Below are 15,297 nucleotides of genomic sequence, written 5' to 3'. Positions count from 1 at the left end.
GGAAGCCGCAGAGGCCACAGAGGCCGCAGAGGCCACAGAGGCCGCGGAGGGGTCGCTGCCGCGGGCTCGGCGCCGGGCTCAGCGGATCTCGAGGATCTTCTCCCGCATCGCGTAGACCACGGCTTCCATCCGGGAGTGCAGCTGGAGCTTCTCCAGGATGTTGCGCACGTGGTTCTTCACGGTGTTCTCGGAGATGAACAGCTCCTTGGCGATGTCGCGGTTGTTCATCCCCGTGGCGACGAGCTTGAGCACCTCCAGTTCCCGGTCCGTGAGCCGGGGCGCGGGCACCAGGCGGCGCTCGTCCGTGCGCTGGATCATCGACTTGAACTCGGTGAGCAGCTTCGACGCCATGGACGGGCTGATCTGGGACTGCCCGTCGGCCACCGCGCGAATGGCGGTGGCCACTTCGTCCGTGGAGATCTCCTTGAGGAGGTAGCCGGTCGCGCCCGCCTTGATGGCCTCGTACAGGTCGGCTTCCTCGTCGCTGATCGTCAACATGATGATCTTGGCGCTGGGGGCCACCTCCTTGATGGAGGTGCAGGCCTCGATACCGCCCCGCCTGGGCATCCGTACGTCCATCAGGACGATGTCGGGCAGCAGGTCCGCGGCCTTGTCGACGGCCTCGGCGCCGTCCCCGGCCTCTCCGACGACCTGGATGTCCTCCTCGGCCGCCAGCACGATCTCCAGGCCGCGGCGGAAGAGGGCGTGGTCGTCGACGACCAGGACTCGGATCGGCTCCGCGCGCGACGATCCTCTGTCCGGGCCCATGCCGATGGGGCCGTCGTCGGCGTCGTTCTGCATCGGTCCGAAGCTGTCCGCCATCGTTCCTCCCCCTGAAGGCTGTGGCCTGTGGTTCTGTGCCATCGCCAACCCAAGGCAACGGCCCACCGGTTGAGCCGTTGCGGCCATGATTTCATGCCCGGACGGCACCTCGGTGACAACAGGGGGCGCACGCCGGTGCCCCTGGGGGCGCACATGCGCTCCAGGGGCACCGGACCAGCTGTCATCCGGGTGGGTCAGCCGCCGATGGAACCGCCTGCGTCAGCGGAGGACGGCTGCGTGACCATGGTGTCCGTCTGCAGATGGATCACGCCGTAGTCGTAGGCGTGCCTGCGGTAGACGACGCTCGGCTCCTTCGTCTCGGAGTCGACGAACAGGTAGAAGTCGTGCCCGACCAGTTCCATCTCGTAGAGGGCCTGGTCCAGGGTCATCGGAGCGGCGACGTGGGTCTTCTCGCGGACGACGAGCGGGCCCTCGCCCTGCACCTCGAGCGAGCCGATCTTCTTCGTGGGCACACCGCCCGGCTCGTCCGCCGGGACGGGGTGGCCGTTGCCGTTGAGCGTCGCCGCGCCCGGAACGTGGTCGGGGACCTCGGCGGCGGTCAGCCGGCGGACGCCCCGGCGGGTGTGACGCTTGTCGTGCTGCCTGCGCAGCCGGGCGTCCAGCTTCTCGGCAGCGAGGTCGAGTGCCGCGTACGGGTCGCTGGCTGCCGCCTCCGCCCTGATCACCGGACCGCGGGAGCGGAGCGTGATCTCCACCCGGTCGCAGCGGTCGGCCTGTCGGGGGTTGGGCTCCTTGGACACCTCGACGTCGAGGCTGATCACCTTGCCGTCGAGCTTCTGGATCTTCTCCAGCTTCAGCTTCTCGGCCACGTGCTTGCGGAACCGCTCGGGCACCTCGGTCTTGCGGCCCTTGACGACGATGTCCACGCAGAACTCCGTTCCCGGATCGCTCCGCCCTCAGCGGCGGAGCATCTCCCTTGTGCACCTGGTTCCGGTCGGTTCCGGAACCGCGGACTCGGTGACGTCCACCTCCTCCTCCCCCGGGGACAAGATCTCCACTCCGCCGGCTCGGGCGAGTGCCGATAACCCGCAGCACGGCATTCGGTTTTTCGGGGGATGGCCTGCGGCTTTCCCTCACAACCGAACATATCTCGCCCGGAGGGATGTCGTCACCCTCTCTTGCGCCGTACCTCCGTTCAGGTGAATTGGCGCTCTCGTTACCTGCAACGATGCAAGTTCTCAGTCAGTTCCGGTTTATTCCGAAAGAATCCGGCGGGGCGGCGACCACCGCCGCCCGGACCGGCCCCGGGCCGGTCCCCGTGGTGGCCATTCCCGGTGGGTCCGCCCGCGCTTGCGTGGTCCCCGTGTTCCCTTCCGTCTCCGCTGTCATGCGTTCCTCCGTCCTTTCCCGGCTCACTCCGGCGTACACGGGAAGCCGGGAATCCCCGTACACGGCACCGAGGGCCAGTGCCTCACGAACCGCGCGTGCCGCCTCCGTCAGGGAGGCGCCCGTCGTCATCACGTCGTCGACGAGCACCACCCCGCCGCCCCGCAGCAGCCCGGCCCCGCCTCGCGCCACGGCCAGCGCTCCGGCGAGGTTCTCCCGGCGCCGGCGGGCGTCGAGCCCCGCCTGGTCGGCCACGGGACGGCACTGCCGGAGCACGGACAGCACCCTCGCCGCGGTACCGGTCCGCCGCAGCTCGGCCGCCGCGGCGAGCGCGATCCGCCGCGCGGGGTCGTGTCCCCGCGCGCGCACCGCGGAGCGCGCGGACGGCACGGGCACGAGCAGCACGGACCCCGCCGGAAGAGGTGGCCACGCCTCCGGGACCGGTGGCGGTGCCACCGCGCCGGGCCGACGGCCGGACCGGACACCCGGCCGTCCGGAGCCGCCGGGCTTCCCGGCAGCGGGCCGTCCGGCAGCGGCATGCCCGGTCCCGGTCCCGGTCCCGGTCGCGACGGCACCGGCTCCCGTACCGGCGGGCCGGGTCGGACCCGGCCCGGACCCGTCCAGGCCGGCCCGCACCGCGCCGGCCAGGGCGGCGCCCAGCGGGCGGGCCAGGGACAGGGCCCCGCGCTCCTTGTGGGCCAGCAGCACGGCCCGCACCGCGTCCTCGTACCGTGCGGCCGCGTACACCGCGGGCAGGCCCGCGGGCTCCGGCACCGGGCGCACCCGGCGCGGTGCGCCGCCGCTCAGCTCGGCACGGCACCCGGGACAGAGCACCGTCCGCGGCCTGCCGCAGCCTCCGCACTCGCCCGGCAGCACCAGGTCGGTGAGGTCCTGCCACCAGCCCCGCATGTCCTTCACTGTGCCCCCGCCCGTGCCGCCCCGCCACCCCTGTGGAAAACCACCTGTGGAAAACCGTCTGCTCCAGGTCTACCGGTCCGGGCGCCCCGGCCGGCAGGGCCGTCGCGCCCAGCCCGGAGCCCCTGTTCCCAGGGCCTCTCGGCCGCCTGGGACACGGCCCCCCGGCCCTTCCGGTACGCAGCCCGCGCACCCTCCGCACCTGCCGGTTCCGCCTGGCCTCCGCCGAGCGCCCCCCACGCCTGCCGGTTCCGTCCCCGCCCCGCACGCCCGGCGGCCTGCGGCACTGCCCTCGGGCCCGCCGCACCCGCTCCTGGTCCGGTCCCCGCGCGGCCCGGCGCTCGTCCGGGCGCCCGCACGCGACGCCGCGGACCCCCGGCGCCGCGGACCCGCACCCCGCCGCCGCACCGCCCGGACACACGCATGCGGCACGCTCGGCGCCTCACCCCGGATACACCGGCGCGGTCCCCTCCTTCACGACCTTCTGCCACTGCTCCCCGGTCGGCATGCGCACGATCCCGTCGCCGGAGTGCGCCACCAGCGGAACACCGCCGTCCTCGGTGCCCGCGATCTCCTGCACACCGGTCAGGGCGGCGGGCGGCGGCGCCTCGGGGACGGAGCCGTCGACCCCGACGTACTGCATCTGCTGCACGCCCTCCTGCTCGGTGCCCACCACCACGAGCCGGCTCTCGCCGACCCAGGCCATGGTGGTGATCTCCTCCAGTTCCTGGGTGGCGGAGCGCAGTTCCAGCACCGCCACCCCGCTCTGCTCGCCGTCGCCCGGCGGCCGCTCCCCGCGTTCGGTGCGCTCGATGCGCCCGACCAGCAGCGACTGCCGGCCGTTCTTCTCGACCACGAGGGCGATGCGCACCCCGTCCGCGGCCACCCGCACCGAGTCGATCCGGCCGTCCAGCCCCGGCGTCTCCACCTCGACGGGCGCGCCCTTGCCGCCGTCGAACAGCAGCAGCCTCGGCCGTTTCGGGTCGCGGTCGGCCACCCACAGGTCACCGGCGGAGTCCCAGCTGGGTGCCGTCAGCCGGTCGCGCTCCGCGGTGCCCCGGCTGACCAGCAGAGGCTGCCCGAGCGAACCGCCCGAAGCCATCGCCGCGACGTAGAGCGCCTGCCGGTCCAGGCTCACCCCGGCGGCGAGGTCCTCGCGCCGCGACACCGCGGCGGACCAGAACTGCTTGGTGCCGTCGCCGAGCGGCCCCGGCACCGCGAGCGCCTCCTTGTCCTTGCTGCGCGCCGGCATGCGCACCAGACGGTGCTTGCCGTCGAGGAAGTACAGGAAGTCGGGGTGTTCCGTCGATCCCCGCGCCGCCACCGAGTCGGCGCCGTCCGAGGTGACCAGGCACAACTGCGCGCCGCCCGCCTCCAGCTCGATCCGGTCCACCGCGGAGGTGAGGTTCTCCAGCGTGAACAGCAGCTGCGCCGCCATCTCCCGGCACTTGGCCGGACCGACGCGCGCGGCGCTGTCGTTGAGCGGCACGGTCAGGGTGTTGCGGCTGTCCGGGGAGAGCGACTCCACGCCCGGCCTGAGCTTCGTACCGGTGGGGAAGCTGGACCGGACGACCGGGTCGAGCCAGACCGTCGGGCCGCTCAGCAGCGAGCGCACCATCTGCGTCATGGGGTCGACGCGCTCACGGACGTACACCGGGTCGGCGACCGCCATCGGCCGCGACGCCGTGCCCGCCACGCCGTTGGAGGCGAAGTAGAACTTGCTGGCGGACATGTAGTTGCGCTGGAAGTCCGACTGGCCGAGCACGACGCCCTGCGGAGGGCTGCTGATGCGCCACTGGCCGTTCTTCTCGTTGCGGGTCAGCCGGATCTGCTGGCGGTAGTCGCCGGCCGCGGAGTGGAACGCCTGCTGCGCGTCGAGCATGCCGAGCCTGGTGCCGCTGAGGGTGACGTAGTGCGAGGACGGGTCCTCGGAACTCTCCGGCGGGTCGTCGTAGCTCTCCATCCCGTTCGCCAGGACGGTGGTGGAGCTCTCCGGCTCCCACTGCTTCGCCGCCTCGGGCGTCAGATACAGCTTCGCCGTCTCGTAGTGCGGATCGTCGCTGGTCAGGGCCTCCAGGAAGCCGTCCACGACGTCCGCCGGGGTGGCGTCCTCGCCCGGCGGCACGGCGAACACCCGCACCTGCGAGTCCTGTCGCGGCGTGTAGTCCACCCCGCGCAGCTCGCCGTCGTCGGGCATCGACGCGCACCCGGCCAGCAGTACGACACCGCAGGCGGCGTACGCCACCGCCCGCCGCGGCATCCGCCGGCCGCTCCCCTCGCGGTCAGCGCCCACGAGATGCCTCCCCTTGCTCGTCCTGCCCGGCCGGAACCCGCCCCGCCGGTGCCTTCCCGCCCGGGGCCACCTCTGCCGGAGGCCGGTCGTCGGCCCCGGGCCCGTCCGCCGGCACACGATCCGCCGGTGCACGATCCGCCGGTGCGCGATCCGCCGGTGCGCGGTCCGCCGGTGCGTCGCCCTCGCCGTCCTGTCCCGGCCCGGTCGCGGACGGGCCGTCCGGGCGTGGTGCCCCTCCGGTGGGCCGCGGCACCACGCGCGCGCCGCTGCCGGGCATCGCGGTGGGGTCGGCCGCGGGGGTGGCCGTCGCCACGGGCCGGGCCGCCATCTCGTCCAGCGGGGCCCGGCCGTCGGTCCGGCGGGCGGGCGCGGTGGCGCTCTTCTCGCCGCGGGGCGGTCCCGCCCCGTCCGGACCGCGGTTGCGGCGCGAGTCCTTCGGCTCCAGCGGTATCGGAGAGCCCCGCAGCGGCTCGTCCGCCGTGCGCGGCAGGGTCAGCCGGAACTGCGAGCCGCCGCCCGGCTCGCCCCACGCCTGGAGCCAGCCCCCGTGCAGCCGGGCGTCCTCCAGGGCGATGGACAGGCCCAGGCCCGTCCCGCCCGTGGTACGCGCGCGTGCCGGGTCGGCCCGCCAGAAACGGTTGAACACGCGCGTGGCCTCACCGGGCTTGAGCCCGACACCGTAGTCGCGTACGGCCACCGCGACGGCCCCGCCCGCCGCGGCCAGCCTGACGACGACGTCCCGGCCCTCGCCGTGCTCCACGGCGTTGACCACGAGGTTGCGCAGCACCCGCTCCACGCGCCGGGCGTCCGCCTCGGCCACGACCGGCTGCTGGTCGCCCACGACACGGATCTCCGTGCCCTTGCGCTCCGCCAGGGGCACCGCCCCGCCGACGACCCGCCGCACGACCTCGCGCAGGTCGATCGGCTCGGCCTCCAGCGCCGCGGCGCCCGCGTCGAAGCGGCTGATCTCCAGCAGGTCCGCGAGCAGCGACTCGAACCGGTCCAGCTGGTCGGCCAGCAGTTCCGCCGAGCGCGCGGTCACCGGGTCGAAGTCCTCGCGTGCCTCGTGGATCACGTCGGCGGCCATCCGGACGGTCGTCAGCGGCGTCCGCAGTTCGTGGGACACGTCGGACACGAAGCGCCGCTGCATCCGCGACAGGTCCTCCAGCTGCTGGATCTTCAGCTGGAGGTTCTGGGCCATCTTGTTGAAGGCCTCGCCGAGGCGGGCGATGTCGTCCTCGCCGGTGACCTTCATGCGTTCCTGCAGGCGCCCGGCCGACAGCCGCTCGGCGACCCCGGCGGCCATCCGTACGGGTGTGACGACCTGGCGCACCACGAGCCAGGCGATCGCCCCGAGGAGGATGACGACGAAGACCCCGGCGGTCGCCAGGGTGCCCTTGACCAGGCTGAGGGACTTCTCCTCCTGGGTGAGGGGGAAGAGGTAGTACAGCTGGTAGGGGTCGCCGTTGGGGTCGTTGACCTCCTTGCCGATGACGAGCGCGGGCTGGGACTGCTTGCCGCGCTCGCCGTAGACGACCCGGGTGTACTTCTGTGCCGCCTCGCCGTCGCCGATGCGTTCGCGCAGGTCCGCGGGGATGCTCTTGTCCGGGTTCACGCCGCCGGAGGCGCGCGGGCTGCGCCCGCTGCCGCTGGCGTCGCCGACGGGCAGCGTCACCACGTCGAAGGCGCCCTGACCGCCGCTGGAGAGCGAGCCGACGAGGTCGCTCATCCACTGGATCACGTTCTGCGCCGAGCCGCCGTCCGCGCCGGGCGCCTCGTCGGCGGATCCGCTGGCGGCCTCGTCGGCCTTCTGCTTGGCCACCGTGAACCCGCCCGTGGCCTGGCTCTGGGCGGCCTTGACCTTGGCGTCCAGCAGCCCGTTGCGGACCTGCCCGATCACGACGAAGCCGAGCAGCAGGACGACGCCCAGCGACATCAGCAGGGTCGTGACCACGACCTTGAGCTGGATGTTGCGCCGCCACAACCGTATGACCGGCAGCAGCGGCCGGCGCACCCAGCGCATGAGCAGCCGAAGCACCGGGCTGCCCTGCACCCCGCCGTGCAGCAGCCCGCCCGCGAGGAACCGGCTCCAGCGCGAGGGCGCCGTCCGGCCGACAGGCCGCCCGGGACGGGCCCCGGACCCGCCGGGCGCCGAGGCGGCGCTGTCGCCGGACATGTCAGCTCGGTCCGGCCTTGTACCCGACACCACGGACGGTCACCACGATCTCCGGCCGCTCGGGGTCCTTCTCGACCTTCGAGCGGAGCCTCTGCACATGCACATTCACCAGCCGGGTGTCGGCCGCGTGCCGGTAGCCCCACACCTGCTCCAGGAGCACCTCGCGGGTGAACACCTGCCACGGCTTGCGGGCCAGCGCGACCAGCAGGTCGAACTCCAGCGGGGTCAGCGCGATCGACTGCCCGTCCCGCTTCACGGAGTGCCCCGCCACGTCGATGACCAGGTCACCGATGGCGAGCTGCTCCGGCGCCGGCTCCTCCGACCTGCGGAGCCTGGCCCGGATCCGGGCCACCAGTTCCTTCGGCTTGAACGGCTTGACGATGTAGTCGTCGGCTCCGGACTCCAGCCCGACCACCACGTCGACGGTGTCGCTCTTGGCCGTCAGCATCACGATCGGCACGCCCGACTCCGCCCTGATCAGGCGGCACACCTCGATGCCGTCCCGGCCGGGCAGCATCAGGTCCAGCAGCACCAGATCGGGCTTGGTCTCACGGAAGGCGGCCAGCGCCTTGTCGCCGTCGGCCACGAAAGACGGCTCGAAACCTTCACCGCGCAACACGATGCCGAGCATCTCGGCCAGTGCGCTGTCGTCGTCGACGACAAGGACTCGTCCCTTCATAAACGACATCATCCCATTAGCTAATCGTTACCTGGCGTGACCTGGCACACAGCTCGGCAAGCCCTTCGCCGGTCACAGGCGAAACGGCACCCTCTTCGGTGACGATCGCCGTCACCAGTTCCGGCGGTGTCACGTCGAACGCCGGGTTGTACGCCTGCGTCCCCAGCGGCGCCACCGCGATCCCGCCTCCCGCGCCGGCCATCGCCACCTGCGGCGATGTGAGCTCCGTCACTTCGAAGCCGGGGCGCTGCTCGATCTCGACGGACGCACCGTCGGGCGTCCCCTGATCCACCGTGGTGACCGGCGCCACCACGATGAACGGCACATGGTGGTAGCGGGCGAGCACCGCGAGCGGATAGCTCCCCACCTTGTTCGCCACCGAACCGTCGGCCGCGATCCGGTCCGCGCCGACCAGCACCGCGTCCACCTCACCCGCCGCGAAGAGCGAACCCGCCGCGTTGTCGGTGAGCAAGGTGTACGCCATGCCGCTGCGGGCCGCCTCGTACGCCGTCAGGCGAGCACCTTGCAGCAACGGCCGCGTTTCGTCCACCCACAGGCGCCGCAGCCGGCCCTGCCGGTGCGCGGCGAGCGCCACCGCGAACGCGGTGCCCTCACCGCCCGACACCAGCGACCCGGTGTTGCAGTGCGTGAGGATACGGTGCCCGCCGCCCGGCAGCAGCTCCTCCAGCAGCGCCAGCCCGTGCCCGGCCATCCGGGCGCTGGCCTCGGCGTCCTCCCGGTGCAACTGCCGTGCCGCGGCCAGCGCCGCCCCGGCCGCCTCGGTGTCGCCGCCGCCGCGGGCGAGCACGGCCTGGTGCGCGGCGACCGCCCGGCGCACGCCGACGGACAGGTTCACCGCGGTGGGCCGGGCGGCGGCCAGCGCGGTCCCGGCCTCCGCCACGTCGAAGCCGCGGGCGGCGGCGAGCGCGACACCGTAGGCGCCCGCGATCCCCAGCACCGGCGCCCCGCGCACGGCGAGCGAGCGGATCGCCTCCACCAGCGCGGGCGCGTCCGTGCACACCAGCTCGACCTCCTCGGCGGGCAACCGCGTCTGGTCCAGCAGGACCACCATGGGCCCCTCGGGCGGCTCCTCCCAGCGGATGACGGGTATTCCGGTCGGCCGGCCGTCCTCGCCGGATTGCGCGTACTGATCAGCCATGCGGCCAGTCTGCCCCCAACCCGCCGGACAACTGAAGGTGCGCAGCTCCCACCTCGGCCGGTCACTCCAGGACGGCCCCATGGCACGATGTTGGCCAACCCGCCGCCGCGACCGCGGTCGGGCACCGTGAAGGAGCGACGATGAACGACACTCCGGGCTGGGCCTCGCCCGGATCCGCACCGTCCGACGAGCAGCCGTCCGGCGCCGGCGAGCCGGGCGACGGCACGGCCGCGGCACCGGAGACCGGCCGGCCGTCGGAACCCGGCACGCAGCCGACGGCACCCGGCGCCAAGTGGTCGCAGCAGCAACCGCCGGCCGGTCGGTGGTCCGCGCCCGCCGGCCCCGGCCGGACGCCGCCCGCCCGGCCCGGCCCGCCGCCCGGCGGCTGGGGAGGTCCCGGAGGGCCCGGCGGCAACGGGGGCCCCGGCGGCCCCGCGGGCCCCGGCGGCTGGGGCGGTCACGGCGGCCAGGGCGGCTGGGGAAGCCCCTGGGGTGGCCCGCCGCCCGCGGCCAAGCCCGGAGTGATCCCGCTGCGGCCCCTGGCCATCGGCGAGATCCTGGACGGCGCGGTCTCCACCATGCGCACCTACTGGCGCACGGTGCTCGGCATCTCGCTGACCGTCGCCGTCCTCACCGAGATCGTCACCATCCTCGTCCAGGGCCTCGTGCTCGCCGACACCGTCGGCACCACCGACGGCCTCGGCGACCCGGACGCCGACCTGGGGGAGGCCGCCCGCACCGCGGTCGGGGCGCTGCTCGGCTCCGTCGCGCTGCTCGCCATCACCCTGCTCGGCACGGTCGTGGTGACCGCCCTGCTCACCGCCGTCACCAGCCGCGCCGTACTCGGCAGGTCCGTCACCACCAAGGAGGCCTGGCACGACGCCCGCCCCCAGGTGCTCAAGCTGCTCGGCCTGATCATGCTGCTGCCGCTGATCGCCGCCGGCGTCCTCGCCGCCGGCGCCCTGCCGGGTTTCCTCGTCCTCCTCTCCGGATCGAGTGCCGGCGGCGCGGCCCTGACCGTCGTCGGTCTGATCGTCGCGTGCGTCGTCACCCTCTGGCTGCTGGTCCGCTTCTCCCTGGCCCCGCCGGCCCTGATGCTGGAGAAGCAGGGCATCAAGCGCGCGCTGAGCCGCTCCGCCAAGCTCGTCAGCGGCTCGTGGTGGCGGGTGCTCGGCATCCAGGTGCTGGCCACGATGATCGCCAACCTGATCGCCGTGGTCATCGTCGTGCCGTTCGGTCTGCTCGCCGTGGCCGTCAGCGGGGACGACATGAGCGGCTTCGTCGTCGGCGAGGGCGGCTTCGGATGGACGTACCTGATCATCACCGGCATCGGCTCGGTCCTCGGCTCCATGATCACCTTCCCGGTCACGGCCGGCGTGACCGTGCTGCTCTACATCGACCAGCGCATCCGCCGCGAGGCCCTCGACCTCGATCTGGCCCGCGCCGCCGGCGTACAGACCTACGGCACCACCGCCGGGAGCTGATCGGGTGAGCCTCTCGGGGGGAGTTGTCACCGCTCTGCCGGGCCTGCCGGGCGGCGCCGGCCCGGGACCGGCTGCCGTGCTGCGCGCGTTCGGCGACCACGGCACGTTGGTGCCGGCGCTCGTGCAGGCCCGCACGGGCGACACCGAGCCGCCCTTGACCGTCCCGCGCGACCCCGCCCGGGAGGCGGCCCGCCGCGAGCTGGCCAAGCGCATGTACCACGAGGGCGAACCGAGCCTGCTGGAGCGCGCGCTCGACGCCTTCTGGGACTGGCTCGGCCGCGCCTTCGAAGCCGCCGAGGGGGTCGCTCCCGGCGGCACGGCCGGGCTGGTCGTCATCGTGCTGGCGGTGCTCGCCGTCCTCGGCGCGCTGTGGTGGCGGCTGGGCACGCCGCGCCGCGGCCCCCGCTCCGCGCCCGCCCTGTTCGACGAGCGTGCCCGCAGTGCCGCGGAGCACCGCGCGGCCGCCGAGGCGCACGCCGCCCAGGGCCACTTCAGCCAGGCCGTGCAGGAACGGATGCGGGCCATCGTGCGCGCCCTGGAGGAGCGGGCCCTGCTCGACGTCCGCCCCGGCCGCACCGCCGACGAGGCGGCCGCCGCCGCGGGACGGGCGCTGCCCGAACACACGGACCGGCTCCGCGCCGCGGCCCGCGACTTCGACGACGTCACATACGGCGGCCGGACCGGGAGCGAGGACGCGTACCGCCGCATCACCGCGCTCGACCAGGTCCTGGCCCGCACCAGGCCCCGGCTGACCGAGAGCGGCACCGCCACCCCCGCGGCCGACGCCACGGCCGGCGCCACGGCCGGCGCCACGACCGGCACCACGACCGGCGCCGCCGGCGTCGACAACGACCGCCGGGGAGCCGCCGGATGACCACCGAGGCCACCCGCCCGACCACGTCGGCCTCGCCCACCGCCCGCCAGGTGTGGACCCGCTCGCGGGGCATCGCCCTGGCCCTGGCGGTCCTCGCGGCCGGCGCCGTCGTCCTCGCCCTGGTGCGCTCCGAGACCCGGCACGGCGCCCTCGACCCGCGCTCCGCCGACCCCCGGGGCAGCCGGGCCGTCGCCGAACTCCTCGCCGACCGGGGCGTCGACACCCGCACCGTCACCACCCTCGCCGAGGCCCGGAACGCCGCCGCACCCGACACGACCCTCCTCGTCGCCGTTCCCGACCTGCTGACCGACCGTCAGCAGGCCTCGCTGCGGGCCGCGACCGAGGCAGGCGGCGGCCGCACCGTCCTCGTCGCTCCCGGCCAGGCCTCCGTGGAGGGCCTCGCCACCGGCGTCACCGCCGACCCGGCAGCAGGCCGCGACACCACGCTCACTCCCGCGTGCTCCCTGCCCGCCGCCCGGCGCGCGGGCGACGCCGCCACCGGAGGCACCCGCTACACGGTCACCCGACCCGGAGCGGACGAGTGCTACCCCAGCAGCCGCCTGCCCACGCTCGTCCGGATCCCCGACCCGTCCGGGGGCGGCGACACCGTCGTCCTGGGCGGCTCCGACGTCCTCGTCAACGACCACCTCGACGAGCACGGCAACGCCTCGCTCGCACTGCAACTCCTCGGCTCGCGGCCCCATCTGGTCTGGTACCTCCCCTCGCTGGCCGACGACTCGGCCGCCGAAGACGACGAGCGCGGCTTCCTCGACCTGCTGCCCCCGGGCTGGCTCTGGGGCACCCTGCAACTGTTCTTCGCGGCCGTCCTCACCGCGCTGTGGCGGGCCCGCCGCCTGGGCCCCCTCGTGCCCGAACGGCTGCCCGTGGTGATCCACGCCTCCGAGACCGTCGAAGGCCGCGCCCGCCTCTACCGGAAGGCCGCCGCCCGCGACCGCGCGGCTGCCGCTCTGCGCTCCACCACCCGCACCCGCCTCGCCCCTCTCGCCGGCGTCCCCGCCTCCCAGGCGCACTCGCCCGAGGCCCTGCTCCCCGCGCTGTCCGCCCACCTCCACCGGGACGGGCAGCACCTGAACTCCCTGCTCTTCGGGGCGCCGCCCGGCGACGACGCGGCCCTGCTCGCCCTCACCGACCAACTCGACGCCCTCGAAAGAGAGGTACGCCGTCCATGATGGACCCGACCACTGACAACGCCGGGCAGACCGGGCACCCGGGTGATCCCCGGGCCTCCCTGGAGGCTCTGCGCGCCGAGATCGCCAAGGCCGTGGTCGGGCAGGACCCCGCCGTCACCGGACTCGTCGTCGCCCTGCTGTGCCGCGGACACGTCCTGCTCGAAGGCGTGCCCGGAGTCGCGAAGACGCTTCTCGTCCGCGCCCTCGCCTCGGCACTCGAACTGGACACCAAGCGGGTCCAGTTCACCCCCGACCTGATGCCGAGCGACGTCACGGGGTCCCTGGTCTACGACACCCGCAGCGCCGAGTTCTCCTTCCAGCCCGGCCCGGTCTTCACCAACCTCCTCCTCGCGGACGAGATCAACCGCACCCCGCCGAAGACGCAGTCGTCGCTGCTGGAGGCGATGGAGGAGCGTCAGGTCACGGTCGACGGCAGCCCCCGTCCGCTCCCCGAGCCGTTCCTGGTCGCCGCGACCCAGAACCCCGTCGAGTACGAGGGCACCTATCCGCTGCCGGAGGCACAACTCGACCGCTTCCTGCTGAAGCTGACGATCCCTCTGCCGACCCGCCAGGACGAGATCGACGTCCTGACCCGCCACGCGGCCGGATTCAATCCGCGTGATCTGCGCTCCGCGGGCGTACGCCCGGTCGCCGGCGCCACCGACCTGGAGGCGGCCCGGGCCGCCGTCGCCAAGACGACGGTCTCCCCCGAGATCACCGCGTACGTCGTCGACATCTGCCGCGCCACCCGTGAATCGCCCTCCCTCACGCTGGGCGTTTCCCCGCGCGGCGCGACGGCCCTGCTGGCCACCGCGCGCGCGTGGGCCTGGCTCACCGGCCGCGACTACGTCACTCCCGACGACGTCAAGGCACTCGCCCTGCCCACGCTCCGACACCGCGTCCAGCTGCGCCCCGAGGCGGAGATGGAGGGCGTGACCGCGGACTCCGTGATCAGCGCGATCCTGTCCCACGTCCCCGTACCGCGCTGATGGCACTCACCGGACGCGCCGCGCTCCTCGCGGCTCTCGGCTCCCTCCCCGTCGGTCTCTGGGAACCCGGCTGGGCGGGCATCCTCGCCGTGAACGCCCCGCTGGCCGCGGCCTGCGCCTGCGACTTCGCCCTGGCCGCCCCGGTCCGCCGGCTGACTCTGACACGTTCCGGGGACACGTCGGTGCGCCTGGGCGAGTCCGCCGAGGTGACGCTCACGGTCACCAACCCCTCGCGACGCCGCCTGCGCGCCCAGCTGCGCGACGCGTGGCCGCCCAGCAGCTGGCGGCCGGACACCGAGGCCGACGCCTCGCGGCACCGTGTGGACGTGCCGCCCGGGGAGCGACGGCGGGTGACCACCCGGCTGCGCCCGACTCGCCGCGGGGACCGCCGGGCGGACCGGGTCACGATCCGCTCGTCCGGGCCACTCGGCCTGTTCACCCGGCAGGGCTCCCATGTGGTGCCCTGGACGGTGCGGGTGCTGCCGCCGTTCACCAGCCGCAGGCATCTGCCGTCGAAGCTGGCCCGGCTGCGCGAGCTGGACGGCCGCACCAGCGTCCTGCAGCGCGGTGAGGGTACCGAGTTCGACTCCTTGCGCGAGTACGTGCCGGGGGACGACACCCGTTCCATCGACTGGCGCGCCTCCGCCCGGCAGTCCGCGGTCGCGGTACGGACCTGGCGTCCGGAACGCGACCGCCACATCCTGCTGGTCCTGGACACCGGCCGTACCTCGGCGGGCCGTGTCGGTGACGCGCCGCGCCTGGACGCCTCCATGGACGCAGCGCTGCTGCTGGCCGCGCTCGCGTCCCGGGCGGGTGACCGCGTGGACCTGCTCGCCTACGACCGCCGGGTGCGGGCCCTGGTCCAGGGCCGCACGGCGCGCAACGTCCTGCCGTCCCTGGTCGAGGCGATGGCGACGCTGGAGCCGGAGCTGGTGGAGACCGACGCGCGGGGTCTGACGGCGACGGCGCTGCGGTCCGCTCCGCGCCGCTCCCTGATCGTGCTGCTGACCACGCTCGACGCCGCTCCGGTCGAGGAGGGCCTGCTGCCGGTGCTCACCCAGCTCACCCGGCGCCACACGGTTGTGCTGGCCTCGGTGGCGGATCCCCGCATCGCCGGCATGGCGAAGGCCCGGGGCAGGGTGGACGCGGTCTACGAGGCCGCGGCCGCCGCGCAGGCCCAGGCCGAGCGGGACCGCACCACGGAGCAACTCCGCCGTCACGGCGTCACCGTCGTCGACGCGACCCCGGACGAGCTGGCCCCGTCGCTGGCGGACACCTACCTCGCCCTGAAGACGGCCGGCCGTCTCTAGCGCTGCGTACCGGGGGGGCTCTCCGCAGGAGACCCCCCGCGCGCATGTAGCCGCCCCTG

The 15,297-nt window shown here is 74.2% G+C and carries 12 protein-coding genes; 5 read left to right on the top strand and 7 right to left on the bottom strand.

Going from position 1 to position 15,297, the window contains the following annotated elements; translation table 11 throughout:
* Positions 1 to 78: 78 nt before the first annotated feature.
* The 7 genes from AC5K6T_RS24400 to mtnA form a co-directional block, all read right to left on the bottom strand.
* Positions 79 to 822, bottom strand: coding sequence for a response regulator (locus AC5K6T_RS24400; protein WP_493212249.1), 744 nt, complete (start codon positions 820 to 822; stop codon positions 79 to 81).
* A 194-nt stretch (positions 823 to 1,016) separates the two neighbouring features.
* Positions 1,017 to 1,709: a ribosome hibernation-promoting factor, HPF/YfiA family gene (hpf, locus tag AC5K6T_RS24395; protein ID WP_493212248.1), complete on the bottom strand. Its 693-nt coding sequence runs from the start codon at positions 1,707 to 1,709 to the stop codon at positions 1,017 to 1,019.
* 316 nt (positions 1,710 to 2,025) lie between these two features.
* A complete protein-coding gene (locus tag AC5K6T_RS24390; protein ID WP_493212246.1) occupies positions 2,026 to 3,078 on the bottom strand; it encodes a ComF family protein in 1,053 nt (350 codons plus the stop codon).
* Positions 3,079 to 3,526: 448 nt separating this feature from the next.
* On the bottom strand, positions 3,527 to 5,377 hold the full coding sequence (locus AC5K6T_RS24385) for an LpqB family beta-propeller domain-containing protein (protein WP_493212244.1): 1,851 nt from the start codon (positions 5,375 to 5,377) through the stop codon (positions 3,527 to 3,529).
* Positions 5,367 to 7,553: an MtrAB system histidine kinase MtrB gene (mtrB, locus tag AC5K6T_RS24380; RefSeq protein ID WP_493212242.1), complete on the bottom strand. Its 2,187-nt coding sequence runs from the start codon at positions 7,551 to 7,553 to the stop codon at positions 5,367 to 5,369. Before mtrB ends, AC5K6T_RS24385 begins: the two co-directional genes overlap by 11 nt.
* 1 nt (position 7,554) lies before the next feature.
* Positions 7,555 to 8,244 carry a two-component system response regulator MtrA gene (gene mtrA, locus AC5K6T_RS24375; protein ID WP_198948386.1) on the bottom strand — a complete coding sequence of 230 codons (690 nt, stop codon included), beginning with the start codon at positions 8,242 to 8,244 and terminating at the stop codon, positions 7,555 to 7,557.
* A gap of 4 nt (positions 8,245 to 8,248) precedes the next feature.
* A complete protein-coding gene (gene mtnA / locus AC5K6T_RS24370; RefSeq protein ID WP_493212241.1) occupies positions 8,249 to 9,391 on the bottom strand; it encodes an S-methyl-5-thioribose-1-phosphate isomerase in 1,143 nt (380 codons plus the stop codon).
* A gap of 140 nt (positions 9,392 to 9,531) precedes the next feature.
* Here mtnA and AC5K6T_RS24365 point away from each other — a divergent pair, with 140 nt between their 5' ends.
* The 5 genes from AC5K6T_RS24365 to AC5K6T_RS24345 are packed head-to-tail and all read left to right on the top strand — an operon-like array spanning position 9,532 to position 15,238.
* Positions 9,532 to 10,875 (top strand): DUF7847 domain-containing protein, encoded by a 1,344-nt coding sequence (locus AC5K6T_RS24365; protein WP_493212240.1) that lies wholly within the window; start codon positions 9,532 to 9,534, stop codon positions 10,873 to 10,875.
* 4 nt (positions 10,876 to 10,879) lie between these two features.
* A complete protein-coding gene (locus AC5K6T_RS24360) occupies positions 10,880 to 11,749 on the top strand; it encodes a DUF4129 domain-containing protein (RefSeq protein ID WP_493212238.1) in 870 nt (289 codons plus the stop codon).
* On the top strand, positions 11,746 to 12,939 hold the full coding sequence (locus tag AC5K6T_RS24355; RefSeq protein WP_493212236.1) for a DUF4350 domain-containing protein: 1,194 nt from the start codon (positions 11,746 to 11,748) through the stop codon (positions 12,937 to 12,939). Before AC5K6T_RS24360 ends, AC5K6T_RS24355 begins: the two co-directional genes overlap by 4 nt.
* Positions 12,939 to 13,928 (top strand): AAA family ATPase, encoded by a 990-nt coding sequence (locus AC5K6T_RS24350; protein WP_493212235.1) that lies wholly within the window; start codon positions 12,939 to 12,941, stop codon positions 13,926 to 13,928. The genes AC5K6T_RS24355 and AC5K6T_RS24350 overlap by 1 nt, the downstream gene beginning before the upstream one ends.
* Positions 13,928 to 15,238 (top strand): DUF58 domain-containing protein, encoded by a 1,311-nt coding sequence (locus tag AC5K6T_RS24345; protein WP_493212234.1) that lies wholly within the window; start codon positions 13,928 to 13,930, stop codon positions 15,236 to 15,238. Before AC5K6T_RS24350 ends, AC5K6T_RS24345 begins: the two co-directional genes overlap by 1 nt.
* Positions 15,239 to 15,297 lie beyond the last annotated feature (59 nt).

Source organism: Streptomyces sp. B8-7 (assembly GCF_058833805.1).
This window is presented reverse-complemented; position numbering and strand designations above follow the sequence as displayed.